23 protein-coding genes and 1 tRNA gene are annotated in these 18,245 nt (G+C 69.9%); 16 read left to right on the top strand and 8 right to left on the bottom strand.

The window, feature by feature from the left end; all coding sequences use genetic code 11:
* Nucleotides 1–77 precede the first annotated feature (77 nt).
* From Pta02_RS05370 to Pta02_RS05330, 9 genes are all read left to right on the top strand, one after another.
* Nucleotides 78–875, top strand: a complete 798-nt coding sequence (locus Pta02_RS05370; RefSeq protein ID WP_203873527.1) for a uracil-DNA glycosylase — start codon at nt 78–80, stop codon at nt 873–875.
* A 172-nt stretch (nt 876–1,047) separates the two neighbouring features.
* Nucleotides 1,048–2,364 carry an NAD(P)/FAD-dependent oxidoreductase gene (locus Pta02_RS05365; protein WP_203873526.1) on the top strand — a complete coding sequence of 439 codons (1,317 nt, stop codon included), beginning with the start codon at nt 1,048–1,050 and terminating at the stop codon, nt 2,362–2,364.
* 108 nt (nt 2,365–2,472) lie between these two features.
* The gene (locus tag Pta02_RS05360; protein ID WP_203873525.1) at nt 2,473–2,964 is read left to right on the top strand and encodes a glycine cleavage system transcriptional repressor; all 492 of its coding nucleotides are present in this window, start codon (nt 2,473–2,475) and stop codon (nt 2,962–2,964) included.
* On the top strand, nt 2,964–3,515 hold the full coding sequence (gene def / locus Pta02_RS05355) for a peptide deformylase (protein ID WP_203873524.1): 552 nt from the start codon (nt 2,964–2,966) through the stop codon (nt 3,513–3,515). Before Pta02_RS05360 ends, def begins: the two co-directional genes overlap by 1 nt.
* A 44-nt stretch (nt 3,516–3,559) precedes the next feature.
* Nucleotides 3,560–3,632 (top strand) — tRNA-Leu (locus Pta02_RS05350).
* Nucleotides 3,633–3,895: 263 nt separating this feature from the next.
* Nucleotides 3,896–4,186: a glutaredoxin domain-containing protein gene (locus Pta02_RS05345; protein WP_203873523.1), complete on the top strand. Its 291-nt coding sequence runs from the start codon at nt 3,896–3,898 to the stop codon at nt 4,184–4,186.
* A 179-nt stretch (nt 4,187–4,365) separates the two neighbouring features.
* Nucleotides 4,366–5,154, top strand: a complete 789-nt coding sequence (locus Pta02_RS05340) for a Bax inhibitor-1/YccA family protein (RefSeq protein ID WP_203873522.1) — start codon at nt 4,366–4,368, stop codon at nt 5,152–5,154.
* 186 nt (nt 5,155–5,340) lie between these two features.
* The gene (locus Pta02_RS05335) at nt 5,341–5,565 is read left to right on the top strand and encodes a DUF4287 domain-containing protein (protein WP_203873612.1); all 225 of its coding nucleotides are present in this window, start codon (nt 5,341–5,343) and stop codon (nt 5,563–5,565) included.
* Nucleotides 5,566–5,641: 76 nt separating this feature from the next.
* On the top strand, nt 5,642–6,052 hold the full coding sequence (locus tag Pta02_RS05330; RefSeq protein WP_203873521.1) for a PPOX class F420-dependent oxidoreductase: 411 nt from the start codon (nt 5,642–5,644) through the stop codon (nt 6,050–6,052).
* A gap of 5 nt (nt 6,053–6,057) precedes the next feature.
* Here Pta02_RS05330 and Pta02_RS05325 read toward each other — a convergent pair whose 3' ends face one another.
* The 3 genes from Pta02_RS05325 to Pta02_RS05315 form a co-directional block, all read right to left on the bottom strand.
* A complete protein-coding gene (locus Pta02_RS05325) occupies nt 6,058–7,278 on the bottom strand; it encodes an acetyl-CoA C-acetyltransferase (protein WP_203873520.1) in 1,221 nt (406 codons plus the stop codon).
* Nucleotides 7,279–7,464: 186 nt separating this feature from the next.
* Nucleotides 7,465–8,814 (bottom strand): outer membrane protein assembly factor BamB family protein, encoded by a 1,350-nt coding sequence (locus tag Pta02_RS05320; protein ID WP_203873519.1) that lies wholly within the window; start codon nt 8,812–8,814, stop codon nt 7,465–7,467.
* Between the two features lie 52 nt (nt 8,815–8,866).
* Nucleotides 8,867–9,841 (bottom strand): SGNH/GDSL hydrolase family protein, encoded by a 975-nt coding sequence (locus Pta02_RS05315; RefSeq protein WP_239129620.1) that lies wholly within the window; start codon nt 9,839–9,841, stop codon nt 8,867–8,869.
* 170 nt (nt 9,842–10,011) lie between these two features.
* Between Pta02_RS05315 and Pta02_RS05310 the strand changes: the two genes are divergently transcribed.
* Complete coding sequence (locus Pta02_RS05310; protein WP_203873518.1) at nt 10,012–11,382, top strand: cystathionine beta-synthase; 1,371 nt, start codon at nt 10,012–10,014, stop codon at nt 11,380–11,382.
* A gap of 3 nt (nt 11,383–11,385) precedes the next feature.
* Here the strand turns inward: Pta02_RS05310 and Pta02_RS05305 are convergent, their stop codons facing one another.
* Nucleotides 11,386–12,549 carry a sensor histidine kinase gene (locus Pta02_RS05305; protein ID WP_203873517.1) on the bottom strand — a complete coding sequence of 388 codons (1,164 nt, stop codon included), beginning with the start codon at nt 12,547–12,549 and terminating at the stop codon, nt 11,386–11,388.
* A 138-nt stretch (nt 12,550–12,687) separates the two neighbouring features.
* Between Pta02_RS05305 and Pta02_RS05300 the strand changes: the two genes are divergently transcribed.
* The gene (locus tag Pta02_RS05300; RefSeq protein ID WP_203873516.1) at nt 12,688–12,921 is read left to right on the top strand and encodes a hypothetical protein; all 234 of its coding nucleotides are present in this window, start codon (nt 12,688–12,690) and stop codon (nt 12,919–12,921) included.
* A 160-nt stretch (nt 12,922–13,081) separates the two neighbouring features.
* Nucleotides 13,082–14,221 carry a cystathionine gamma-synthase gene (locus Pta02_RS05295; RefSeq protein ID WP_203873515.1) on the top strand — a complete coding sequence of 380 codons (1,140 nt, stop codon included), beginning with the start codon at nt 13,082–13,084 and terminating at the stop codon, nt 14,219–14,221.
* A gap of 20 nt (nt 14,222–14,241) precedes the next feature.
* On the opposite strand, the gene Pta02_RS05290 is transcribed toward Pta02_RS05295, so the two are convergent.
* The 3 genes from Pta02_RS05290 to Pta02_RS41825 form a co-directional block, all read right to left on the bottom strand.
* On the bottom strand, nt 14,242–14,667 hold the full coding sequence (locus Pta02_RS05290) for a hypothetical protein (protein WP_203873514.1): 426 nt from the start codon (nt 14,665–14,667) through the stop codon (nt 14,242–14,244).
* A gap of 10 nt (nt 14,668–14,677) precedes the next feature.
* Entirely contained in the window at nt 14,678–14,923 is a 246-nt protein-coding gene (locus tag Pta02_RS05285) for a hypothetical protein (RefSeq protein WP_203873513.1), read from the bottom strand.
* Nucleotides 14,924–15,034: 111 nt separating this feature from the next.
* Nucleotides 15,035–15,157: a hypothetical protein gene (locus Pta02_RS41825; RefSeq protein WP_275423556.1), complete on the bottom strand. Its 123-nt coding sequence runs from the start codon at nt 15,155–15,157 to the stop codon at nt 15,035–15,037.
* A gap of 283 nt (nt 15,158–15,440) precedes the next feature.
* On the opposite strand from Pta02_RS41825, the gene Pta02_RS05280 reads away from it, so the two are divergent.
* On the top strand, nt 15,441–15,857 hold the full coding sequence (locus tag Pta02_RS05280) for a DUF6292 family protein (RefSeq protein WP_203873512.1): 417 nt from the start codon (nt 15,441–15,443) through the stop codon (nt 15,855–15,857).
* A gap of 47 nt (nt 15,858–15,904) precedes the next feature.
* Here the strand turns inward: Pta02_RS05280 and Pta02_RS05275 are convergent, their stop codons facing one another.
* Complete coding sequence (locus tag Pta02_RS05275; RefSeq protein ID WP_203873511.1) at nt 15,905–16,126, bottom strand: hypothetical protein; 222 nt, start codon at nt 16,124–16,126, stop codon at nt 15,905–15,907.
* Nucleotides 16,127–16,321: 195 nt separating this feature from the next.
* Between Pta02_RS05275 and Pta02_RS05270 the strand changes: the two genes are divergently transcribed.
* The 3 genes from Pta02_RS05270 (at nt 16,322) to Pta02_RS05260 (ending at nt 18,241) form a co-directional block, all read left to right on the top strand.
* Nucleotides 16,322–17,161: a GntR family transcriptional regulator gene (locus Pta02_RS05270; protein WP_203873510.1), complete on the top strand. Its 840-nt coding sequence runs from the start codon at nt 16,322–16,324 to the stop codon at nt 17,159–17,161.
* 49 nt (nt 17,162–17,210) lie between these two features.
* Nucleotides 17,211–17,621, top strand: coding sequence for a DUF6292 family protein (locus tag Pta02_RS05265; protein WP_239129617.1), 411 nt, complete (start codon nt 17,211–17,213; stop codon nt 17,619–17,621).
* Nucleotides 17,622–17,698: 77 nt separating this feature from the next.
* Nucleotides 17,699–18,241 carry a GNAT family N-acetyltransferase gene (locus Pta02_RS05260; protein ID WP_203873509.1) on the top strand — a complete coding sequence of 181 codons (543 nt, stop codon included), beginning with the start codon at nt 17,699–17,701 and terminating at the stop codon, nt 18,239–18,241.
* Nucleotides 18,242–18,245 lie beyond the last annotated feature (4 nt).

Below are 18,245 nucleotides of genomic sequence, written 5' to 3'. Positions count from 1 at the left end.
CCCCCGCCCCGCCCCGTTCGGCGCATCGGTGCGAGGCGGCGCGGGTCCCGGGGCGGCGGGGTGGCACGATCGGGGACATGACCTTCGTTCCTCCCGGGTCCGGCTGGCCCGACGACCCCGCCCGGCCGGACACGCCCGTCGCGCACGACCCCGCGCAGGTGGCCGAGCTCGCCGCCGCGAGCCCCGCGCTCGCCGAGCTCACCGCCCGGCAGTCGGTCTGCCGGGCCTGTCCCCGCCTGGTGGCGTGGCGCGAGGAGGTCGCCACGGTCAAGCGCCGGGCGTTCGCGCAGGAGACCTACTGGGGCAGGCCGATCGCCGGCTGGGGAGACGACAAGCCGCAGGTCCTCATCGTGGGGCTGGCCCCGGCCGCGCACGGCGGCAACCGCACGGGGCGGATCTTCACCGGCGACCGCAGCGGGGACTGGCTGTTCGCCTCGCTGTACCGGACCGGCTTCGCCGTACAGGAGACCGGCGTCCACGCGGGGGACGGCCAGCGCCTCGTCGGCGCGCGGATGGCGGCCGCGGTCAGGTGCGCGCCGCCCGACAACAAGCCGGCGCCCGAGGAGCGGGCGGCCTGCTTCCCCTGGCTGGCCCGGGAGATCGCGATGGTGGCCGACGGCCTGCGGGTGGTGGTGGCGCTGGGCGGCTTCGCCTGGCAGGCCGTGTGGCCCGCGCTGAGGGAGGCCGGATACGTGCTGCCCCGTCCCCGCCCCGCCTTCGGGCACGGCGCCGAGGTCGAGATCACCAGAGGCGAAAGTCCCGCACATCTTCTCGGCTGCTACCACCCCAGCCAGCAGAACACCTTCACCGGCCGGGTGACCGCCGAAATGCTCGACGACGTCTTCACCAGGGCAAACATGATCCGCGAAATGTGAACTCCATCACAAAAAGGAATTTTTCCCGAAGTTTCCTCTGAAATATGACGAGGTTCTGCTTTTTCTGGAAAAAAGTGACGTACTTATCAGGGGGGCGCCTGGCGCGAGCCGGAGGCGGGGACGTATGCTTGTGAAAGCTTTCACAAAGTCTCGGACCTAAGGTGGCGCCGAAGTGAACCGCAACTCCAAGCACATCGTGGTCGTCGGTGGGGGCTACGTCGGCCTCTACACGGTGCTGCGACTCCAGCGCACGCTCCGCAGGGAGCTGCGCGACGGCAGCGTGCGAATCACCGTCCTCACTCCCGAATCCCACATGACCTACCAGCCCTTCCTTCCCGAAGCCGCGGCGGGCAACCTCTCGCCGCGCCACGTGGTGGTCCCGCTGCGGCGGGTCCTCAAGAAGGCGACGATCCTCAACGGCAAGGTCACCAAGGTCAACCACGCGTCCAAGACCGTGCACTTCGAGCCGAACGTCGGCACCCCCCACGAGATCGAGTACGACCTCGTGGTGATGGCCGCCGGCTCGGTCTCCCGGACCCTGCCGATCCCCGGCCTGGCCGACGCGGCCATCGGCTTCAAGACGGTCGGCGAGGCGATCGCGCTGCGCAACCGGGTGCTCGGCCTGCTCGACCGGGCCGAGACCGACGACGACGAGGAGCTGCGCCGCAGGGCGCTGACGTTCGTCGTGGTCGGCGGCGGCTTCGCGGGCATCGAGGCGCTGGCCGAGCTGGAGGACATGGCGATCGACGCGGTCCGCTACTACCGCAACATCAGGCGCGAGGACATGCGCTGGGTGCTGGTGGAGGCCACCGATCGCATCCTGCCCGAGGTCGGCCCGGAGATGGGTAGGTGGACCGCCGAGCAGCTGCGCGAGCGCGGCATCGAGGTCAAGATGAACACCCGCCTGGAGTCCTGCGTGGGCGGCCACGTCAAGCTCTCCGACGGCGAGGAGTTCCAGTCGGCCACCATCGTGTGGACCGCCGGAGTGAAGGCCAGCCCGGTCGTGAACGCCGGTGACCTCCCGCTGGACGAGCGCGGCCGGATCAAGACGAGCACGCGCCTGACCGTGGTCGGCGTCAAGGACGCCTTCGCCGCCGGCGACGTCGCCGGGGTGCCCGACGTGACCAACCCGGGCCAGTACTGCGCGCCCAACGCCCAGCACGCGGTCCGCCAGGCCAAGGTGCTCGCCGACAACATCACCCGTCACCTCCGCGGGCAGGAACTGGTCGATTACCGCCACAAGTACGTCGGATCGGTTGCCGGACTGGGCCTGCACAAGGGCGTGGCGAACGTCTACGGCGTCAAGCTTCGCGGATTGCCTGCATGGTTCATGCACCGCACCTACCATCTGTCGCGGGTGCCCACCGTGAACCGCAAGGTCCGCGTCATGGCGGACTGGACCCTGGCGCTGTTCTTCAAGCGGGAGACCGTCTCACTCGGAGAGATCGAGGAGCCCCGCGCGGAGTTCCGCGCCGCGGCCGCGTCCTGAGTCCCGGGCACCCGACGGTAGGGAGTCGCCGGGGTCTCCCCGGGGTTGGCGGCTGATCTCGCGCCCGCCCCCTTGAGCCCCCGGCCGGAGCCGGAAGGGGGCCGCGGGATGGGCTTGTCCGCGATCACCGTGCTGGGAGCCGCCAGGCCGGGGGTGGTCGCCGAGGTGACCTCGGTGTTCACCCGTTACGGGGCGAACATCGAGGACTCGGCGATGACGCTCCTGGGCGGGCACGTCGCGATGATGCTGCTGGTCTCCGGGCGGGTCCCGCCCGCCTCGGCCTTCCCCGGCATGACCGTCACCGCGGCCGAGGCCGGTCGCGGCCACGGGTGCGAGCAGCCGGGGCTCGGCTACGTCCTCACCGTGCACGGCCCCGACCGGCCCGGCATCGTCTCGGCCGTCAGCGGGGCGCTGACCGCCGCCGGCGGCGTCATCACCGGCATGACCACCCGCCTGTGCGGCTCGCTGTACGTCATGATCGCCGACGTGCGGCTGCCCCCGGAGGCGGACGTGGCCGAGGTGATGCGCCGCCTGGCCGCCGCGGGCGCCGGTCTCGGCTGCGAGATCACCTTCCGCCCGGCCGAGGCGGAGGTGCTCTGATGTTCGGTACGGCCCAGCTGCTCGGCGTGCTGGCCAGCGGCGTCTCCCGCCAGCTGATCGGCGCCCCGCACCCCGTGCTCACCACCCGGGCGCTCCCCGTCGACCCCGCCGACCCGGGCGTCGTCGCCGCCGCGGCCGACCTGCTCGCCACCATGCGCCGGTCCCACCGCTGCATGGGCTTGACCGCGCCCCAGATCGGCCTGGGCTGGCGGCTGCTGTCCGTCGACGTCTCCCGGCACCCCCGTACCCGTTCGTGCGCGGGGGAGTTCGTGATGGCCAACCCCCGCCTGGTCTCGGCCTCCCGCTGGGAGCGGGCGAGGGAGGGCTGCCTGTCCGTCCCCGGCATCACCGGCGACGTCTCCCGTGCGACCCGGATCACCGTCCGCGGGGAGCATCCCGGCAGCGGCGCCCCCGTCACCCTCCACGCCGACGCCTTCGAGGCCCGCTGCATCCAGCACCAGCTCGACCACCTCGACGGCGTACTCTTCCTGGACCACGTCACCGGCACCCGATCTGTCCACCAAGGGGCTCGGGAACGCTGCGACAGGTGACATGACTAGTTACGCACGAGTGTTCCGTTACGTATGATTGCGGCGCCCCCGTAGCCCAATGGCAGAGGCATACCCCTTAAAAGGGTCGTAGTGCGGGTTCGAGTCCCGCCGGGGGCACTCATGTCTCTCCACCGGAAATCCGCTCTGACCAGCGGTGATATGAAGGCGGACCGGCTTTTCTGGCCCGGCCGCGCCGATCCGCCTCCCGGACGCCCCCGGCTCTCCGGGGTGGGTGCGGGTCCGGGAAAACGGTGGTTACCCAACTGTGACGGTCCTTTCCCGGGCCTCCGCTGCGCATCGGGCGAAATGGTCGCCGTGGTGGAGGAACTCCGCGAGGCGGTCTACCGTTCTGTCAGGCAGGTGGAGAACAGGGAGATCCCATGAGCGGGGACCGGGAAGGCATAGTGGTCTACTGGCGGCCGCTGTGCACCTACTGCATGAAGCTGTTCGTCAACCTGCGTCTGGCACGTCTGCCCTACAGCTCGGTGAACATCTGGAAGGACCGCCGGGCGGCGGAGTTCGTCCGCTCGGTCGCGGACGGGAACGAGACGGTGCCGACGGTGACCGTGGCCGGAAGGGCGATGGTGAACCCGTCGAGGCGCCGGTTGCTGGAGGCGGTCGAGGAGCACGCGCCCCATCTGCTGCCCCGTTCCGGGCCCGGAGCGCCGTGACGCGGGACGGGATGAGATCAGCGGGGAAGACGGGAACTCACGGCACGGGCCGTGCGTTGGAAGAGACGGCGGCAGCCGTCCGGAAGCCCCGAGTACAAAAATATAGATATGAGCACGATACGGCCGTACGGCGACCGATCTAATACCCTGATCGCGTAGGTCGCAGCGTGGAGGCAGCGATGGAAAGTAAGAACCCCGTATTCAACCGGATGTCCCCGGCCAAGGGACAGCAGTCCTGGGGACAGCCGACCCCGAGCCCCGAGCATCTGCAGGGGATGTACGACGCTCCGTCGTACGCACCGCCCGCGCAGCGGACCATGACGATCGACGACGTGGTCGTGCGCGGCTTCATGACCCTGGGCACGCTGGTGGTCTCGGCCGCCGTGGCCTGGCAGCTGAACCTCGGCTGGGGCGCGGCGATCGCCGGCATGCTCGTCGGCCTGGTCCTGGCTCTGGTCATCAGCTTCAAGCAGAGCCCGAACCCGGCGCTCATCCTCGGCTACTCGGTCGCCTACGGCGTCGCCGTCGGCGTGATCAGCCACATCATGGAGGACTTCTACCCGGGCATCGTCATCCAGGCCGTGCTCGGCACCGCTCTGGCCTTCGGCGCGATGCTGACGGTCTACTCCCTGCGGATCGTCCGGGTGACGCCGAAGTTCACCAAGTTCGTGGTCGCGGCGGCGCTCGGCCTGATGGCCGCACTGCTCGTCAACTGGATCGCGAGCATCTTCATCCCCGGAGGCTTCGGCCTGCGTGAGGCCGGCCCGATCGGCTACCTGGTCAGCATCGCCGCGATCCTGCTCGGCTGCTTCTTCCTGCTCCTGGACTTCGACGAGGTCGAGCGGGGCGTGAAGGCCGGCGCGCCGGCGAAGTACTCCTGGCTGATGGCCTTCGGCCTGACCGTGACGCTGGTCTGGATCTACCTGGAGATCCTGCGCCTGCTGAGCTACTTCTCGGGCGACGACTGATCGTCGCAAGAAAGCACCCCGCCGGGTCGGCCCCGGCGGGGTTTTTTCTTGGGACGTGTCGGGACGACGGTGAACGAAAAGCAACTGAAGATCGACGAAGTGTCACCAGAACATGACTGTCGGGTCTTGCTATCTGCGAGTCCGTGATGCACTGTCGAGCAAAGGAGCCTATCCGTGGAGGTGCCCATGTCGTTGAACCACTCACCGGAGACGCATAGCAAGCTGATCGCAAGAGTCCCGGACATCACGGGACGCGCCCTCCCAGAGTGGTTTCAAGCCATCGACAACGGCCCGTCGTTCCTCCGCTGCGACGAGCGTGCCAACTGGCTCGCGGACGAGCACGGGCTGACCCACGGCTACGCCGCGGCTATCGTGCACGAGCACGAACGGCGGCGCCGCCACCACTTCTAGACACCCCCTCTCCGTCCGAGAGCCCGCGCCGCCATCCGGGGGTGCGGGCCTTCGTACGTCCGGAGATGATGGGATCATGGATCTCGACAAGGCGCGCGCCTTCATTCGCGACAACCACCGAGCGGTCATGCTGACCTGGCACGCCGACGGGCGGCCCCAACTCTCCCCGGTGACCGTGGGTCTCGACGCCGGGGGACGGGCGATCATCAGCACCAGGGAGACCGCGGCGAAGGTCCGCAACCTGCGCAGGGACTCCCGGGTGGCCCTCTGCGTGACCACGGACGCCTTCTTCGGCGGCTGGATCCAGATCGAGGGGACGGCGGAGATCATCCCGCTTCCGGAGGCGATGGACCTCCTGGTGAGCTACTACCGCGACATCTCCGGCGAGCATCCCGACTGGGACGACTACCGGGCGGCCATGGAACGGGACCGGCGGGTGATCGTGCGCTTCGACATCACCCGGGCCGGTCCCGACGTCCACGGCTGAGGAGGCTAGCCCAGGCGCTCCAGGACCATGGCCATGCCCTGGCCGCCGCCCACGCACATGGTCTCCAAGCCGATCGACTTGTCGTGGAAGCGGAGGCTGTTGATCAGCGTGGAGGTGATCCGGGCGCCGGTCATGCCGAACGGGTGGCCCACCGCGATGGCGCCGCCGTTGACGTTGAGCCGGTCGACGTCGATGCCCAGGTCCTTGTAGGACGGGATGACCTGGGCGGCGAAGGCCTCGTTGATCTCGACGAGGTCCACGTCGCCGATGGACATGCCCGCCCGGGCCAGGGCCTGCTTGCTGGCCTCGACCGGGCCCAGGCCCATGATCTCGGGGGACAGGCCGGTGACGCCGGTGGAGACGATCCGGGCCAGCGGGGTGATGCCCAGTTCCGCGGCCTTGGTGTCGCTCATCACGATGACCGCGGCGGCGCCGTCGTTCAGCGGGCAGCAGTTGCCCGCGGTGACCGTGCCGTCGGGGCGGAAGACCGGCTTGAGCTGGGAGACCGCCTCGTAGGTGGTGCCGGCGCGGGGACCGTCGTCCTTGCTGACCACGCTGCCGTCCGGCAGGGTCACCGGGGTGATGTCCTTCTCCCAGAAGCCGTTGGCGATGGCCTTCTCGGCGAGGTTCTGGGAGCGGACGCCGAACTCGTCCTGCTCCTGTCGGGAGACGCCCTTGATCCCGGCGAGGTTCTCCGCGGTCTGGCCCATCGCGATGTAGACGTCGGGCAGCTCGCCGTCCTCGCGGGGGTCGCGCCAGGCGCCCTGGCCGCCCTCGGCCGCCTGCTTGGAGCGGGCGTGCGCGGCGTCGAAGAGCGGGTTCTGCGTCTCGGGCAGGGAGTCGGAGTTGCCCTTGACGAAGCGGGAGACGACTTCCACGCCCGCCGAGATGAAGACGTCGCCCTCACCGGCCTTGATGGCGTGGAAGGCCATCCGGGTGGTCTGCAGCGAGGACGAGCAGTAACGGGTGACGGTGGTGCCCGGCACGCTGTCCAGGCCGAGGAGGGTGGACACCACGCGCGCCATGTTGAAGCCCTGCTCGCCGCCCGGCAGGCCGCAGCCCAGCATCAGGTCGTCGACGGTGGCGGGGTCGAGCTGGGGGACCTTGGCCAGCGCGGCCTTGATCATCTGTACGGTCAGGTCGTCCGGACGGATGTCCTTGAGCGACCCCTTGAAGGCGCGTCCGATGGGCGAGCGCGCGGTCGCGACGATGACTGCCTCGGGCATGTGGTCTCCTGTGATCACGGCGACGCTGACGCGCCGCGGCTCGCGGGTTTCGTTAATCGCTCCTTTGCGGAGATTACCGCGCGGTAGGTCCGAAGCCACGACCCGGGGGTGGAAGAAACAGAACTTTGTTACGGAATGCCAAAAGGTCCCACCGTACGGCGGGACCGTGGCACAAGCGCGGCCCCGCTAGCCGTACATGCCGGGGGAGGTGATCGTGGCGTCGTTGACGCCGTGCAGCCCGCCCTTCTCGTCACGCCAGATCCGCCAGCCGCCGTGACTGCCGGTGAACCATCCGGGCGGGGTGGTGTGGCCGGACACCCGCCTGCCCTTGGCGAGGTCGAACTCGCACAGCGAGGCCACCGAGTAGAAGCCGGGACTCTGCCCCTTGAGCGTGAGCGGCTTGGGGTCGGTGACGCAGAAGGACCAGCCCCGCTCCTCCTCGATCGGCAGTTCCCGGCCGGTGACCAGGTCGAAGGTGGTCCCGGAGCCGCCGTGCCGCAGGAAGCCGATCTCCTCCATCCGGGAGGGGAAGGCCAGCCACCATCCGGAGGCCGGGACCTGGCTCGCGGGGATCTGGCCGATGACGCGGCCGGTCCCGGGGTCGAGGCGGGCGAACCCGCCGTAGCGGCCCTGCCGGTCGACCGGGCGGACCACCGGGGCGTAGCCGGGGCTGCCGCTGGGGTAGACGCGCACCACCGAGGGGCGCATCCAGTTGACGGTGCCGTCGGAGAGCTTGACGGAGAACATCCCGAAGGCGGAGACCTTCTTCGTCCTGGGGTTGGTGTACGGCGCGACGTAGCCGATGAGGTCCTCGCCGGTGGCGCCGAAGGCCCAGCCGCCCGACATGTCCACCCCGGCGCCGAGGGCGCGCTCGACCCGCTGCTGCCAGACGAGCTTACCGGTCTTCAGGTCGTAGGCCTCCAGGACGGGGTTGCGGGCCAGCCGCAGGAACACCACGCGCGAGGCGTCGGACCACTGCACCTCCGCGACGCCCGGGATCTTCCACCGGACCCCGCCGGTGGCCGGGTCGAGCACGACGACGCGGGCGGCCGAGAGGGCGGTGTGCTCGGACATGCAGACGAACGCCCCGCACTGCTGCGGCCCGAAGGTGGAGTGGACCGGGCGGGTCCACTTGCGGGCGCCGGTCCTGGCGTCCCTGACGACGAGCCTGCCGTGCCAGCGGCCCTTGCCGAACGGGTCGACGGAGGCCGCGACGGCCCGGCCGCCGCCGGTCTCGACGATCGCCGGGGCGGGCACCCCCATCCCGGGCAGGCGGCCGACCATGGTCGTGGGGGCGGCCCACAGCTTCTTGCCGGAGGCGAGGTCGAGGGCCACGGCCTCCAGCGTCCCGTCGGGCTTCATGGACGTCGCCATGGCGACGCCGCCCCCGGTGACGGTGCGGCTGACCGTGCTCACGTCGGTGTTGTGCCAGGCGGGGTACTCCTGGGTGGCCGCTTCGCTGCCGGAGCAGCCGGCCAGGGCCAGGGCTCCGGCGAGCACCAGGGCCGGTTTCGCGTGGGGCCGGATCGCAGGCATTGCACTCCAATGAGGCGAGGCGTGACGGCGTCGCCGCGGAGTGTGATCGAACTCAGACGTCGTGAGGCAGCGCCCCGGTCCGCCGGCGGAGCAGCGTCACCCACCGTCCGTGGGGCCCCGTTGCTCGACCGGCGACGCGGGTCGCGGACACCTCGGCGCCGGGCTCCTCCGCGGCTCTGGCCGCCGCAATGTAGATCGATTCACCGCGCACGGGCTGCGGCTGGGGCCACAACTCCAACGCGGTGCAAACAGACGGTAGCACCGCGTAAGCGGCCTGTAGGTAGCCTTGGCGAGATGGGTGGTAACGGTCGGGTCCGAACATCTCGCCCGGGTTCGTCTCGAATTCGGGCCCCAGCAGGTCCGCGAACGCCACCGTCCGCCCGCCCGCCTCGATGACCCCGACGGTCTGCGCGGCGGCCAGCTGCCGGCTCCAGCGGCGGGTCACCCAGCGCAGCGGCTGCGCGATCGGCCGGACGGAGCCGAGATCCGGGCAGGTGCCCACGACCACCTCCGTCCCGCCCTCCCGCAACCGCCGCACGGCCTTCTGCAGGTGCCGTACGGCCTGCGCGGGGGGCGTCTGGGTGGTGATGTCGTTGCTGCCCACGAAGACGACCGCGACATCCGGCCGGGCCTTGAGCGCCTTGTCCACCTGGTCGCCGAGCTCGGCCGAGGACGCCCCCGACACGCCGGTCACGGTGAGCCGTACCGGGCGCTCGGCCACGGCGGCCAGGCCGCACGCGATGAGCACGCCCGGGGTGTCGGCGGGGTCGGCCATGCCCAGCCCCACGGAGGTCGAGTCGCCGAGCATGGCCAGCCTGATCGGCTCGCCCTCGAAGTCACCGTAGACACCGTCGGAGGGCGGCCCCTCCATGCCGTGCGGGCGCCCGATCGTCCGGCGGGCCATCATGCCCTCGGCGTACAGGAGCCCGTAGGTCGCCACGCCGAGCATGGTTATCCCGCCGCCTCCCACGGCCGCGGCGGCCGCGATGCGCCTCGCGGTCCGGGCCACCCCGGGTGTCCAGATCACGTCGTGTCACCTTTCTCGGTTCGTCGGGGATTCACCGGATCATCTTCGTCACTGCGGCTCGGCGGTAGCGTTTGTTCTACAGAACCAGCCGCGTCCCGGCGACCTTCGGGAGACCGTGGCTTTGAACACGACAAGCTGACCCAGCTTTGGTAATTCGAGGTGATCGTCGCGTGCGCGTATATGACTCGCTCGTGGATCTGATGGGCAACACCCCGCTCGTCAGACTGCACAAGGTGACGGCGGGGGCCCCCGCCCAGGTGCTCGCCAAGGTCGAGTACTTCAATCCCGGCGGCTCGGTGAAGGACCGCATCGCGGTCCGGATGATCGACGCGGCGGAGAAGTCGGGCGAACTGCGCCCGGGCGGCACGATCGTGGAGCCGACCTCCGGCAACACCGGCGTCGGGCTGGCCATCGTGGCCCAGCAGCGCGGGTACAGGTGCCTGTTCGTCGTGCCGGACAAGGTCGCCCAGGACAAGATCGCGGTACTGCGGGCCTACGGCGCCGAGGTCGTGGTCTGCCCCACCGCCGTCTCCCCCGACCATCCGAACTCCTACTATTCGGTCTCCGACCGTCTGGCCAGGGAGACGCCGAACGCCTGGAAGCCCGACCAGTATTCCAATCCCAATAACCCGGAGAGCCACTATTACTCCACCGGTCCGGAGATCTGGGAGCAGACCGAGGGGCGGATCACCCACTTCGTCGCGGGCGTCGGCACCGGCGGCACGATCAGCGGCGCCGGACGCTATCTCAAGGAGGTCTCCGGCGGCCGGGTGAAGATCATCGGCGCCGATCCGGAGGGCTCGGTCTACTCCGGCGGGACCGGCCGGCCGTACCTGGTGGAGGGCGTCGGCGAGGACATCTGGCCGGCCACCTACGACACCACGATCTGCGACGAGATCATCGCGGTCTCCGACAAGGACTCCTTCGGCATGACCCGGCGGCTGGCCCGCGAGGAGGCGCTGCTGGTGGGCGGCTCCTGCGGCATGGCCACGGTCGCCGCCCTGCGCGTGGCGCAGAAGGCCGGGCCGGACGACGTGGTCGTGGTGCTGCTGCCCGACGGCGGCCGCGGTTACCTGTCGAAGATCTTCAACGACGAGTGGATGGCCGACTACGGCTTCCTGACCACCTCCTCCGAGGAGGGCCTGGTCAAGGACGTGCTGAGCCGCAAGGGCTCGGGCCTGCCGGAGTTCGTGCACACGCACCCGCACGAGTCGGTGGACACGGCCATCTCCATCATGCGCGAGTACGGCGTCTCGCAGCTGCCGGTGATGAAGGAGGAGCCGCCGGTCATGGCCGCCGAGGTGGTCGGCTCGATCGTGGAGCGCGACCTGCTCGACGCCCTCTACCGGGGCCGGGTGCGCCCGCAGGACCCGCTGGCGGACCACATGTCCCAGCCGCTTCCCATGATCGGCGCGGGCGAGCCCATCGCCAACGCGGTGGAGGCCCTGGAGAAGGCCGACGCCGCCGTGGTCCTCGACGACGGCAAGCCCGTCGGCCTGCTCACCCGCCAGGACCTGCTGACCTTCCTGGCCAACCACTGACGCTCAGGAGGCGGGCCGGCCGCCCTTGACGGGCAGTTCGGCGAAGACCTCCCAGGCCCCCTCGGGGGTGGGGCCGGCGATGAGGCGGCCGCCGAGCGCCTGGACGCGCTCGGCCATGCCGACCAGCCCGAAGCCGCCTCCGAGGCCGGAGATCTTGGAGTCGGAGGCCGAGCCGTAGTTGCGGACGCGCAGCCGTACGACGCCCTCCAGCAGGTGGAGGTCGGCCTCCACCCAGCCGGTGCCCGGAGCGTGACGGCGCACGTTCGTCAGGGACTCCTGCAGGACGCGGTGCAGGGTGGTCAGCACCTCCGGGTCCAGGGTGTCGTCGGTGATGCCCTGGCCGACGTCGAAGGCCACCTGGGGGCCGCCGGCCGAGAAGCGCTCCACGAGCAGGCGCATGTCCGACAGGCGCGTGCCCGGGGAGCGCGCCGCCTCGTCCTCGGCCCGCAGGACGCTCACCAGGCGGCGCATCGAGGTCAGGGCGTCGGCCCCGGCGCCGGCGATCGCGTCGAGTGCGGGCAGGACGGCCTCGGGCTTCTGCTCGGCGACGACCCGGGCGGCCTGGGCCTGGACCACGATCCCGGTGATGTGGTGGGCGACGAGGTCGTGCAGCTCCCTGGCCAGCTCCAGGCGCTCGGTGCGCCGTACCGAGTCGACGGCCTCCTTGCGGCGTTCCAGCTGGAAGCGGAGGTAGGCGCCGATGCCGGCGGCGACGGACCAGCCGATGAAGACGAGGAAGCTGGCGGCGAGGGCGCCGTCGTCCTCCCCGATCCGGGCGGCGGCCGACTCCATGACGAACATCGAGACCAGGGAGAACAATGCGGCGTTCCTGATCGGCTCGATCCAGCGCAGGCCGCCGATGGTCAGGATGAGCAGGGATCCGGTCTCGGCGAATCCGGGGATGCCGCCGCCGGTCGCCCCGATCGTGACGGTGGCCGTGAACGACAGCGCCAGCGTGATCACGAAAGGCCGGACGCGGCTGCGGCGGCGGCGCAGCACCGCGTAGATCCCGTAGCCTCCGGGGATCAGCGCCAGGAACTGCGCGCCCGCCGAGCTGAGCGAGAGGGTCACCGCGATGTCCAGCAGGAACAGCAGTCCCAGCCAGCCGATCAGAGCGATCTCGCTGAGCCGCTGGATCCAGTAGACGAGCCGGTTCGTTTCCCCCACGGCAGTTGAGCCTAATCCCCACGGTTGAGGCGGTATATCAGCCGATCGGCTGAGGCGTCCTGTTCCGAACCGGTCGTTCAGCGGAGGTACGGCGAGGGCCCCGGGAGCGATGCTGGACACGTCGAAGGGGAGAGGGAAATGACTGTCATCGGGATCGTGCTCCTGGCCGTCGGGCTCGTCGTCGTGGTGTCTCTGACGCTCGCCGACCCGGTTCTGCTGTCGCGCATCAACGGGGAGGCCGCCCAGGGCGGCAGCGGCCGCCACATCCGGGCCCCGCGGATCCGGGCCGGGGAGTCCGGTCAGGCCGCGGAGGCCGAGGTGGTCCTGCTGCGGCCGGGCCACGGCGCGGAGCGCCGGTCGCAGGCCGCCTGAGGCCGGGGCGGATACGGCGAGCGCCCGCGGTCCGGGGCTTCGGGGGGTGCCGGCGACGGAGGCCCGGGGCCGGGGCTCGGGGTTCGGGGCTCGGGGCCGGGGACTCGGGGAGCGGGGCGCTCCACGTTCACGGGGCGCGGGGCGGAGTAGCGTTGGCCGTATGACTGAAGGATTCGAGACCTTGGCCATCCACGCCGGTCAGGAGGCCGACCCCCACACCGGGGCCGTCGTGCCGCCCATCTACGCGGTGTCCACATACAAGCAGGACGGCGTGGGCGGGCTGCGTTCCGGTTACGAGTACAGCCGGTCGGCCAACCCGACCAGGACCGCCCTGGAGGAGGCCATGGCCGCAGTCGAGGGCGGCACCCGGGGCCTGGCCTTCGCCTCGGGTCTGGCGGCCGAGGACGCCGTGCTGCGCACGGTCTGCAGGCCGGGCGACCACGTGATCATCCCGAACGACGCCTACGGCGGCACCTACCGGCTGTTCGCCAAGGTGCACGAGCGCTGGGGGCTGCACTACGACCCCGTGGCGCTGGACAACATGAACGCGGTGGGCGCCGCCATCACGCCGAAGACGAAGATCATCTGGGTGGAGACGCCCACCAACCCGCTGCTCGGCATCTCCGACATCGCGGCGCTGGCCGATCTCGCCCACGACTGCGGGGCCCTGCTGGTGGTGGACAACACCTTCGCCTCGCCGTACCTCCAGCAGCCGCTGGCGCTGGGCGCCGACATCGTGGTCCACTCCACCACGAAGTACGTGGGCGGCCACTCCGACGTGGTCGGCGGCGCGCTCGTGGCCAAGGACCCCGAACTGGGCGAGCGGCTCGCCTACCACCAGAACGCGATGGGCGCGGTGGCCGGCCCGTTCGACGCGTGGCTGACGCTGCGCGGCCTCAAGACGCTGGCGGTGCGGATGGAGCGCCACTGCGACAACGCCGAGCGGGTGGCCGACCTCCTGCTCGCCCACCCCAAGGTGATCTCGGTGCTCTACCCGGGGCTGCCCGAGCACCCCGGCCACGAGATCGCGGCCAAGCAGATGAGGCGCTTCGGCGGCATGGTCTCCTTCCGGGTCGCGGGCGGGGAGGCCGATGCGGTCGAGATCTGCAACCGGGCCAAGCTCTTCACGCTGGGCGAGTCGCTCGGCGGTGTGGAGTCGCTGATCGAGCACCCCGGGCGCATGACCCACGCCTCGGCCGCCGGCTCGCCCCTGGAGGTCCCCGGCGACCTGGTCCGCCTGTCGGTCGGCATCGAGTCGATCGACGACCTCCTGGCGGACCTCACCCAAGCCCTGTCTTAGGCGACGCCGGCGCGTCTCGATCAGACGGGGTCGCCCCAGACCATCAGGACGAGGATGATCAGCCAGGTCAGGGAGATCAGCCCGGAGAGCATGGCGATGCGGCCGGTCTGGACCTTGGCGTCGTCGTCCGGGTTCTCGTTGGAGAGGACCCGGATGGCGGCGCGCTGGTCGCGTTCCACGATGAACAGGAGCACGGCGGCGACGATGAAGAGGGTCATGGAGACCGACAGGTACGGCCTGCCGAGATACTCCCGGCCGAGGAGCGCGCCGAACAGGAAGACGCCGACGCCGGCGATGGCGTAGGCGCGTGTCGTCCTGTGCAGATAGCTCAGGACGTCGACGTTCCGGGCGCGGATGAACCGCGGGGTGGACACGGTCGCCGCGGTGACCGGCCCCAGGGCGAAGATCGCGAAGCCGATGTGCAGCCAGAGCAGCAGATCTGTCATGCGCCCGAGATTAGTCCCCGATGATCTCGCCCGGCTGTGCCTTCGGAAACCCGCGCGGGTCGGGGGCGTCCTGTTGTTCGGCCTTGCGCAGGAGGTGGAGGCAGAGCGGGCAGGCGTCCTGGGGTCTCCTGCGGCAGGTGCTGTGGTCGACCTTCACTCCGAGCAGGCGCCGGGCGCCCGCCGTCGTGATGCCCGGGGCGCGGCCGGTGATCGAGGTGCGGTTGTCCTCGACGTGAATACTGATCACGACAAGCACGAGGACGATGAGAAAAGCGATGAGCACGATTCCGGCTGTTATCACGGCCGCGATCCACATGCGCTCCTCCGGGGAAGGGTCAAACAAGCCTTCCCCGGATATCGCCGCGTTTCAAGACAGGCCGGATCGCTCCTGCTCGAGGGCGTCCTGGCCGACCCGGGGGTACGAGCCGAGGAGCAGCTCGAAACCCACAATGGTGACGACCATCAACACGATGAGAATCACCGCGATCATCCGACTCACTCCCTTCGGCTCGTTGGCGGGGAAGGTGCTTGATAAGAAAGACGGAGGGCGGGCGGAATATGTTGTCACCGGGGGATTACATTTCAGCCAACAAACGGGGCCCCGTGACGCGCCGGAGCGGATCTCCCCGTTCGTGCCTGAGCATCCGGGTGGTGTGAGTAGGATCACTGAGTGCTCGTCCCCGTGTGATGGGGCCGCCGGCGATCCGGCCGCGGCCGTGCCGGGCGGGCACCTGATCCGAGATCGTGCGCGAAGGCACAAAGGAGTGCCCGTTGTGGCTGTGAAGCATGTCGAGCCGTACACCGACGAATGGCGCCACCAGCCAGTCTTCTATCTGCGTCGCGTCGTGGAGGCGCTGGGCGCCGAGGTCGAGGACTGGTGGGCGGGGCCGTGCGACCCGCGGGCCGGCACCATCCGCCTGATCGGCGGCGAGGCGCTGGTGTGGGACGAGGAGAGCGGCTGGCGCCAGGGGCGTTTCGTCTCCGGTGACCCCGGCGCCTGCACCGTCCTGGCCGAGGCGCGCTATCTCTGCGGCGGGCTGCTGCTGCGTCCCGACCGGGTCCCCGACGCCGTCCGCGAGGCCAGGGCCGGAGTCGGCAACAGCACGGCCTGGCGCCCCTGCTACCGCTCCTACCGCCACTACCGCGACGGCTTCGACCTCGCGCTCAACGGTTACCTCGCCTACGCCTGAGCCCTCCCGGGGACGCGTGCTCACCGTCCTCACCGTCCCGGCCGCCCTCACCGCATCATCCGCGGCGGATAGGAGGCGCGGCGGCACCTCGGGCAGGCGTACTCCGGACTGCTGACGTACCGGCATCCGGTGTGGTCGACGTGCAGGCCCAGCACCCGCCGCACTCCGGCGGTCATCCTGTCGGGCGCGCGGCCCGTGGCCGATCCCCGGGCGTCCTCCATGCGGATGCCCATGACGATGACAACGAAGACCCCGGCAGTGATGCCCATCGAAACCAATGTGACTGCGATGGCCAGCTCCCACATGGCCAGCTCCCTTCTCCTGCCGCTGTGCAGTTTTCGCGCCCAGGCGAATGACAGGACTCCGGAACCGGACTACATTGGCCTCGTTCTTCTCGCACCTGCCGTCCTGCTCGTCTGACTTGTACCAACGAGTAGGCTGGGTCTAACCGATTTCATGTAAAAGTGAGAAGAAGGTATCCATCCGGTCACCTTTGGGAGGGAACGACAGAAGTGCCTGAACCTCTCTATCGACAGATCGCTGAGCACCTGCGCACCCGGATCGATCGGGGAGAACTGCGGCCGGGCGAGCAACTGCCCTCGGAGGCCGACCTCGAAGAGGAGTTCGGCGTCTCCCGCAACACCGTGCGCCTGGCTGTGGCCGCTCTCGCGAACGAAGGTCTGATCGAGTCGAGGGCGGGCCGGGGAACGTTCGTCCGGGAGCGTCGCACGATCACCGTGCTGCAGTCGACCGAGCCCCAGGGCATACCCCTGGGACCCAAGGACGTCTTCAAATCGGCGTTGGAACGCGAAGGTGTCGTGCCGGAGCAGGACAACTTTCGGATGGAGTTCAGACGGGCCACTCCCGAGGTGGCCGCACGCCTCCAGATCGAGGAGGGTGAGCCCGTCGTGGTCCGGAGAATGGACCGGTTCGTCGACGGTGAGAGGTGGTCCCAGCAGGAGTCCTTCTACCCGAAGGACATCGCGGAGGGGACGGAACTCATGTCCCCGGAGGACATCCCTCGCGGAACGGTCAGAGTCCTCGCCGAGAACGGGTATGTCCAGACCGGGTTCCGAGACGAGATCAACTGTCGTATGCCGACCCGGGAGGAAGCCGCCTTCCTGGGGAGCCCGCCGGGGGCGCCGGTGCTGGAGATCTTCCGCGTCGCCTACTCCGGTGAACGGCCCATCCGGCTCACGATCACCGTCTACGCGGGCGACAGCACACAGGTCGCCTACGAGATCGGTGACGTCTCGGCCCGAGGTGAGAGCGGCCGGGGGAGTCGTGACAGGGAAACCGGTTAGTCCGGTCCGCACAGACCTCCCCCCGACAATCCAGAGAGAGGAAACGATCGTGATTCCATACAGTGAGGAATGGCTCCGCCTTCCCGCCGCCTACGCCGCCATCGTCGCCCGTGCCCTCGGCGACGAGGCGGCCACCTGGTGGGACGACCCCTTCGACCCCCGGGACGCGACGATCTGCCTGACCGACGGCACGGCGCTCGTCTGGGACGAGGAGACGGGGTGGCGGCACGGCGGTTTCGTCTCGGGCAGGAAGGGGGAACGTACCGTCCTGTCGGGCATGTGCTATCTGGGGGGCGGAGTCCTGCCTGAGCCCGCGAGGGTGGTGGAGTCACTCGCCCTGCTGCGGGAGGGGGGGAACGCAGACGCAGCCGATCGTCCGACCTACCGTTCGTTCCGCGACTACGACGATGGATTCGATGCGCTTCTGGCGCACTACGCCGAGGGCCTGGTGACGGCCTGAACCCCTAGCTGCCTCCCGGCAGCCCGGGAGGCAGTAGGCCCGGCCGCGAGCGCATCGTGCCGAGGGCTGGAGTCGGGTTGGTCCTCCCACAGATGTGTCCGGCGGCCGAGGACGATGTCGGATTCATCCTCTCACTGCGTGCCGAGGCCGCCAGATGGCTCGCAGAGGACAAGCGGATCACCCAGTGGGAGAAGGCCTGGCCGACTCTCGAGGCTCAGCGGCGGCGCATCCTGGAGGCCATCCGCGAGGGCAGGACGTGGATGCTCCGCGCCCCGTCGAAACCGTTGGCCACCATCACCCTCTGCGACGAGGACTGCTACGGGTTCTGGCGCGGAAGCCTGCGGGAGAGCCCTCCGGAGGGTGATCGCGCCGTCTACATCCACAGGCTGATCGTCAGCCGCAGGCATCGCGGGCTGGGCGCCCGGATCATCGACTGGGCGGCCGAGCGCGGGCGCGAGCGCGGAGCACGGTGGCTGCGCCTCGACATCTGGCGCGACAACCCCGGCCTGGAGGCCTACTACCGGAGCCAGGGGTTCACCAAGGCCGCCGACATCCCCGAAGACGTCCTCGACGAGCTCGGCCTGACGGGCTATCCCTCGACGGTGCTGATGCACCGGTAGATCC

It is taken from the genome of Paraplanobispora takensis (assembly GCF_016863195.1).
Lineage (GTDB): Bacteria > Actinomycetota > Actinomycetes > Streptosporangiales > Streptosporangiaceae > Planobispora > Planobispora takensis.
The sequence above is the reverse complement of the archived record's forward strand: the minus strand, read 5'-3'. Positions and strand labels throughout refer to the sequence as shown.

Excerpts from the sequence above, each read along its gene's own strand:
- def (WP_203873524.1), top strand. The coding sequence starts at position 2,964 with ATGTTCGGTACGGCCCAGCTGCTCGGCGTGCTGGCCAGCGGCGTCTCC.
- Pta02_RS05300 (WP_203873516.1), top strand. The coding sequence starts at position 12,688 with ATGACTGTCATCGGGATCGTGCTCCTGGCCGTCGGGCTCGTCGTCGTG.
- Pta02_RS05290 (WP_203873514.1), bottom strand. The coding sequence starts at position 14,667 with ATGACAGATCTGCTGCTCTGGCTGCACATCGGCTTCGCGATCTTCGCC.
- Pta02_RS05360 (WP_203873525.1), top strand. The coding sequence starts at position 2,473 with ATGGGCTTGTCCGCGATCACCGTGCTGGGAGCCGCCAGGCCGGGGGTG.
- Pta02_RS05325 (WP_203873520.1), bottom strand. The coding sequence starts at position 7,278 with ATGCCCGAGGCAGTCATCGTCGCGACCGCGCGCTCGCCCATCGGACGC.
- Pta02_RS05345 (WP_203873523.1), top strand. The coding sequence starts at position 3,896 with ATGAGCGGGGACCGGGAAGGCATAGTGGTCTACTGGCGGCCGCTGTGC.
- Pta02_RS05335 (WP_203873612.1), top strand. The coding sequence starts at position 5,341 with ATGTCGTTGAACCACTCACCGGAGACGCATAGCAAGCTGATCGCAAGA.
- Pta02_RS05370 (WP_203873527.1), top strand. The coding sequence starts at position 78 with ATGACCTTCGTTCCTCCCGGGTCCGGCTGGCCCGACGACCCCGCCCGG.
- Pta02_RS05275 (WP_203873511.1), bottom strand. The coding sequence starts at position 16,126 with ATGGGCATCACTGCCGGGGTCTTCGTTGTCATCGTCATGGGCATCCGC.
- Pta02_RS05340 (WP_203873522.1), top strand. The coding sequence starts at position 4,366 with ATGGAAAGTAAGAACCCCGTATTCAACCGGATGTCCCCGGCCAAGGGA.
- Pta02_RS05330 (WP_203873521.1), top strand. The coding sequence starts at position 5,642 with ATGGATCTCGACAAGGCGCGCGCCTTCATTCGCGACAACCACCGAGCG.
- Pta02_RS05320 (WP_203873519.1), bottom strand. The coding sequence starts at position 8,814 with ATGCCTGCGATCCGGCCCCACGCGAAACCGGCCCTGGTGCTCGCCGGA.
- Pta02_RS05295 (WP_203873515.1), top strand. The coding sequence starts at position 13,082 with ATGACTGAAGGATTCGAGACCTTGGCCATCCACGCCGGTCAGGAGGCC.
- Pta02_RS41825 (WP_275423556.1), bottom strand. The coding sequence starts at position 15,157 with ATGATCGCGGTGATTCTCATCGTGTTGATGGTCGTCACCATTGTGGGT.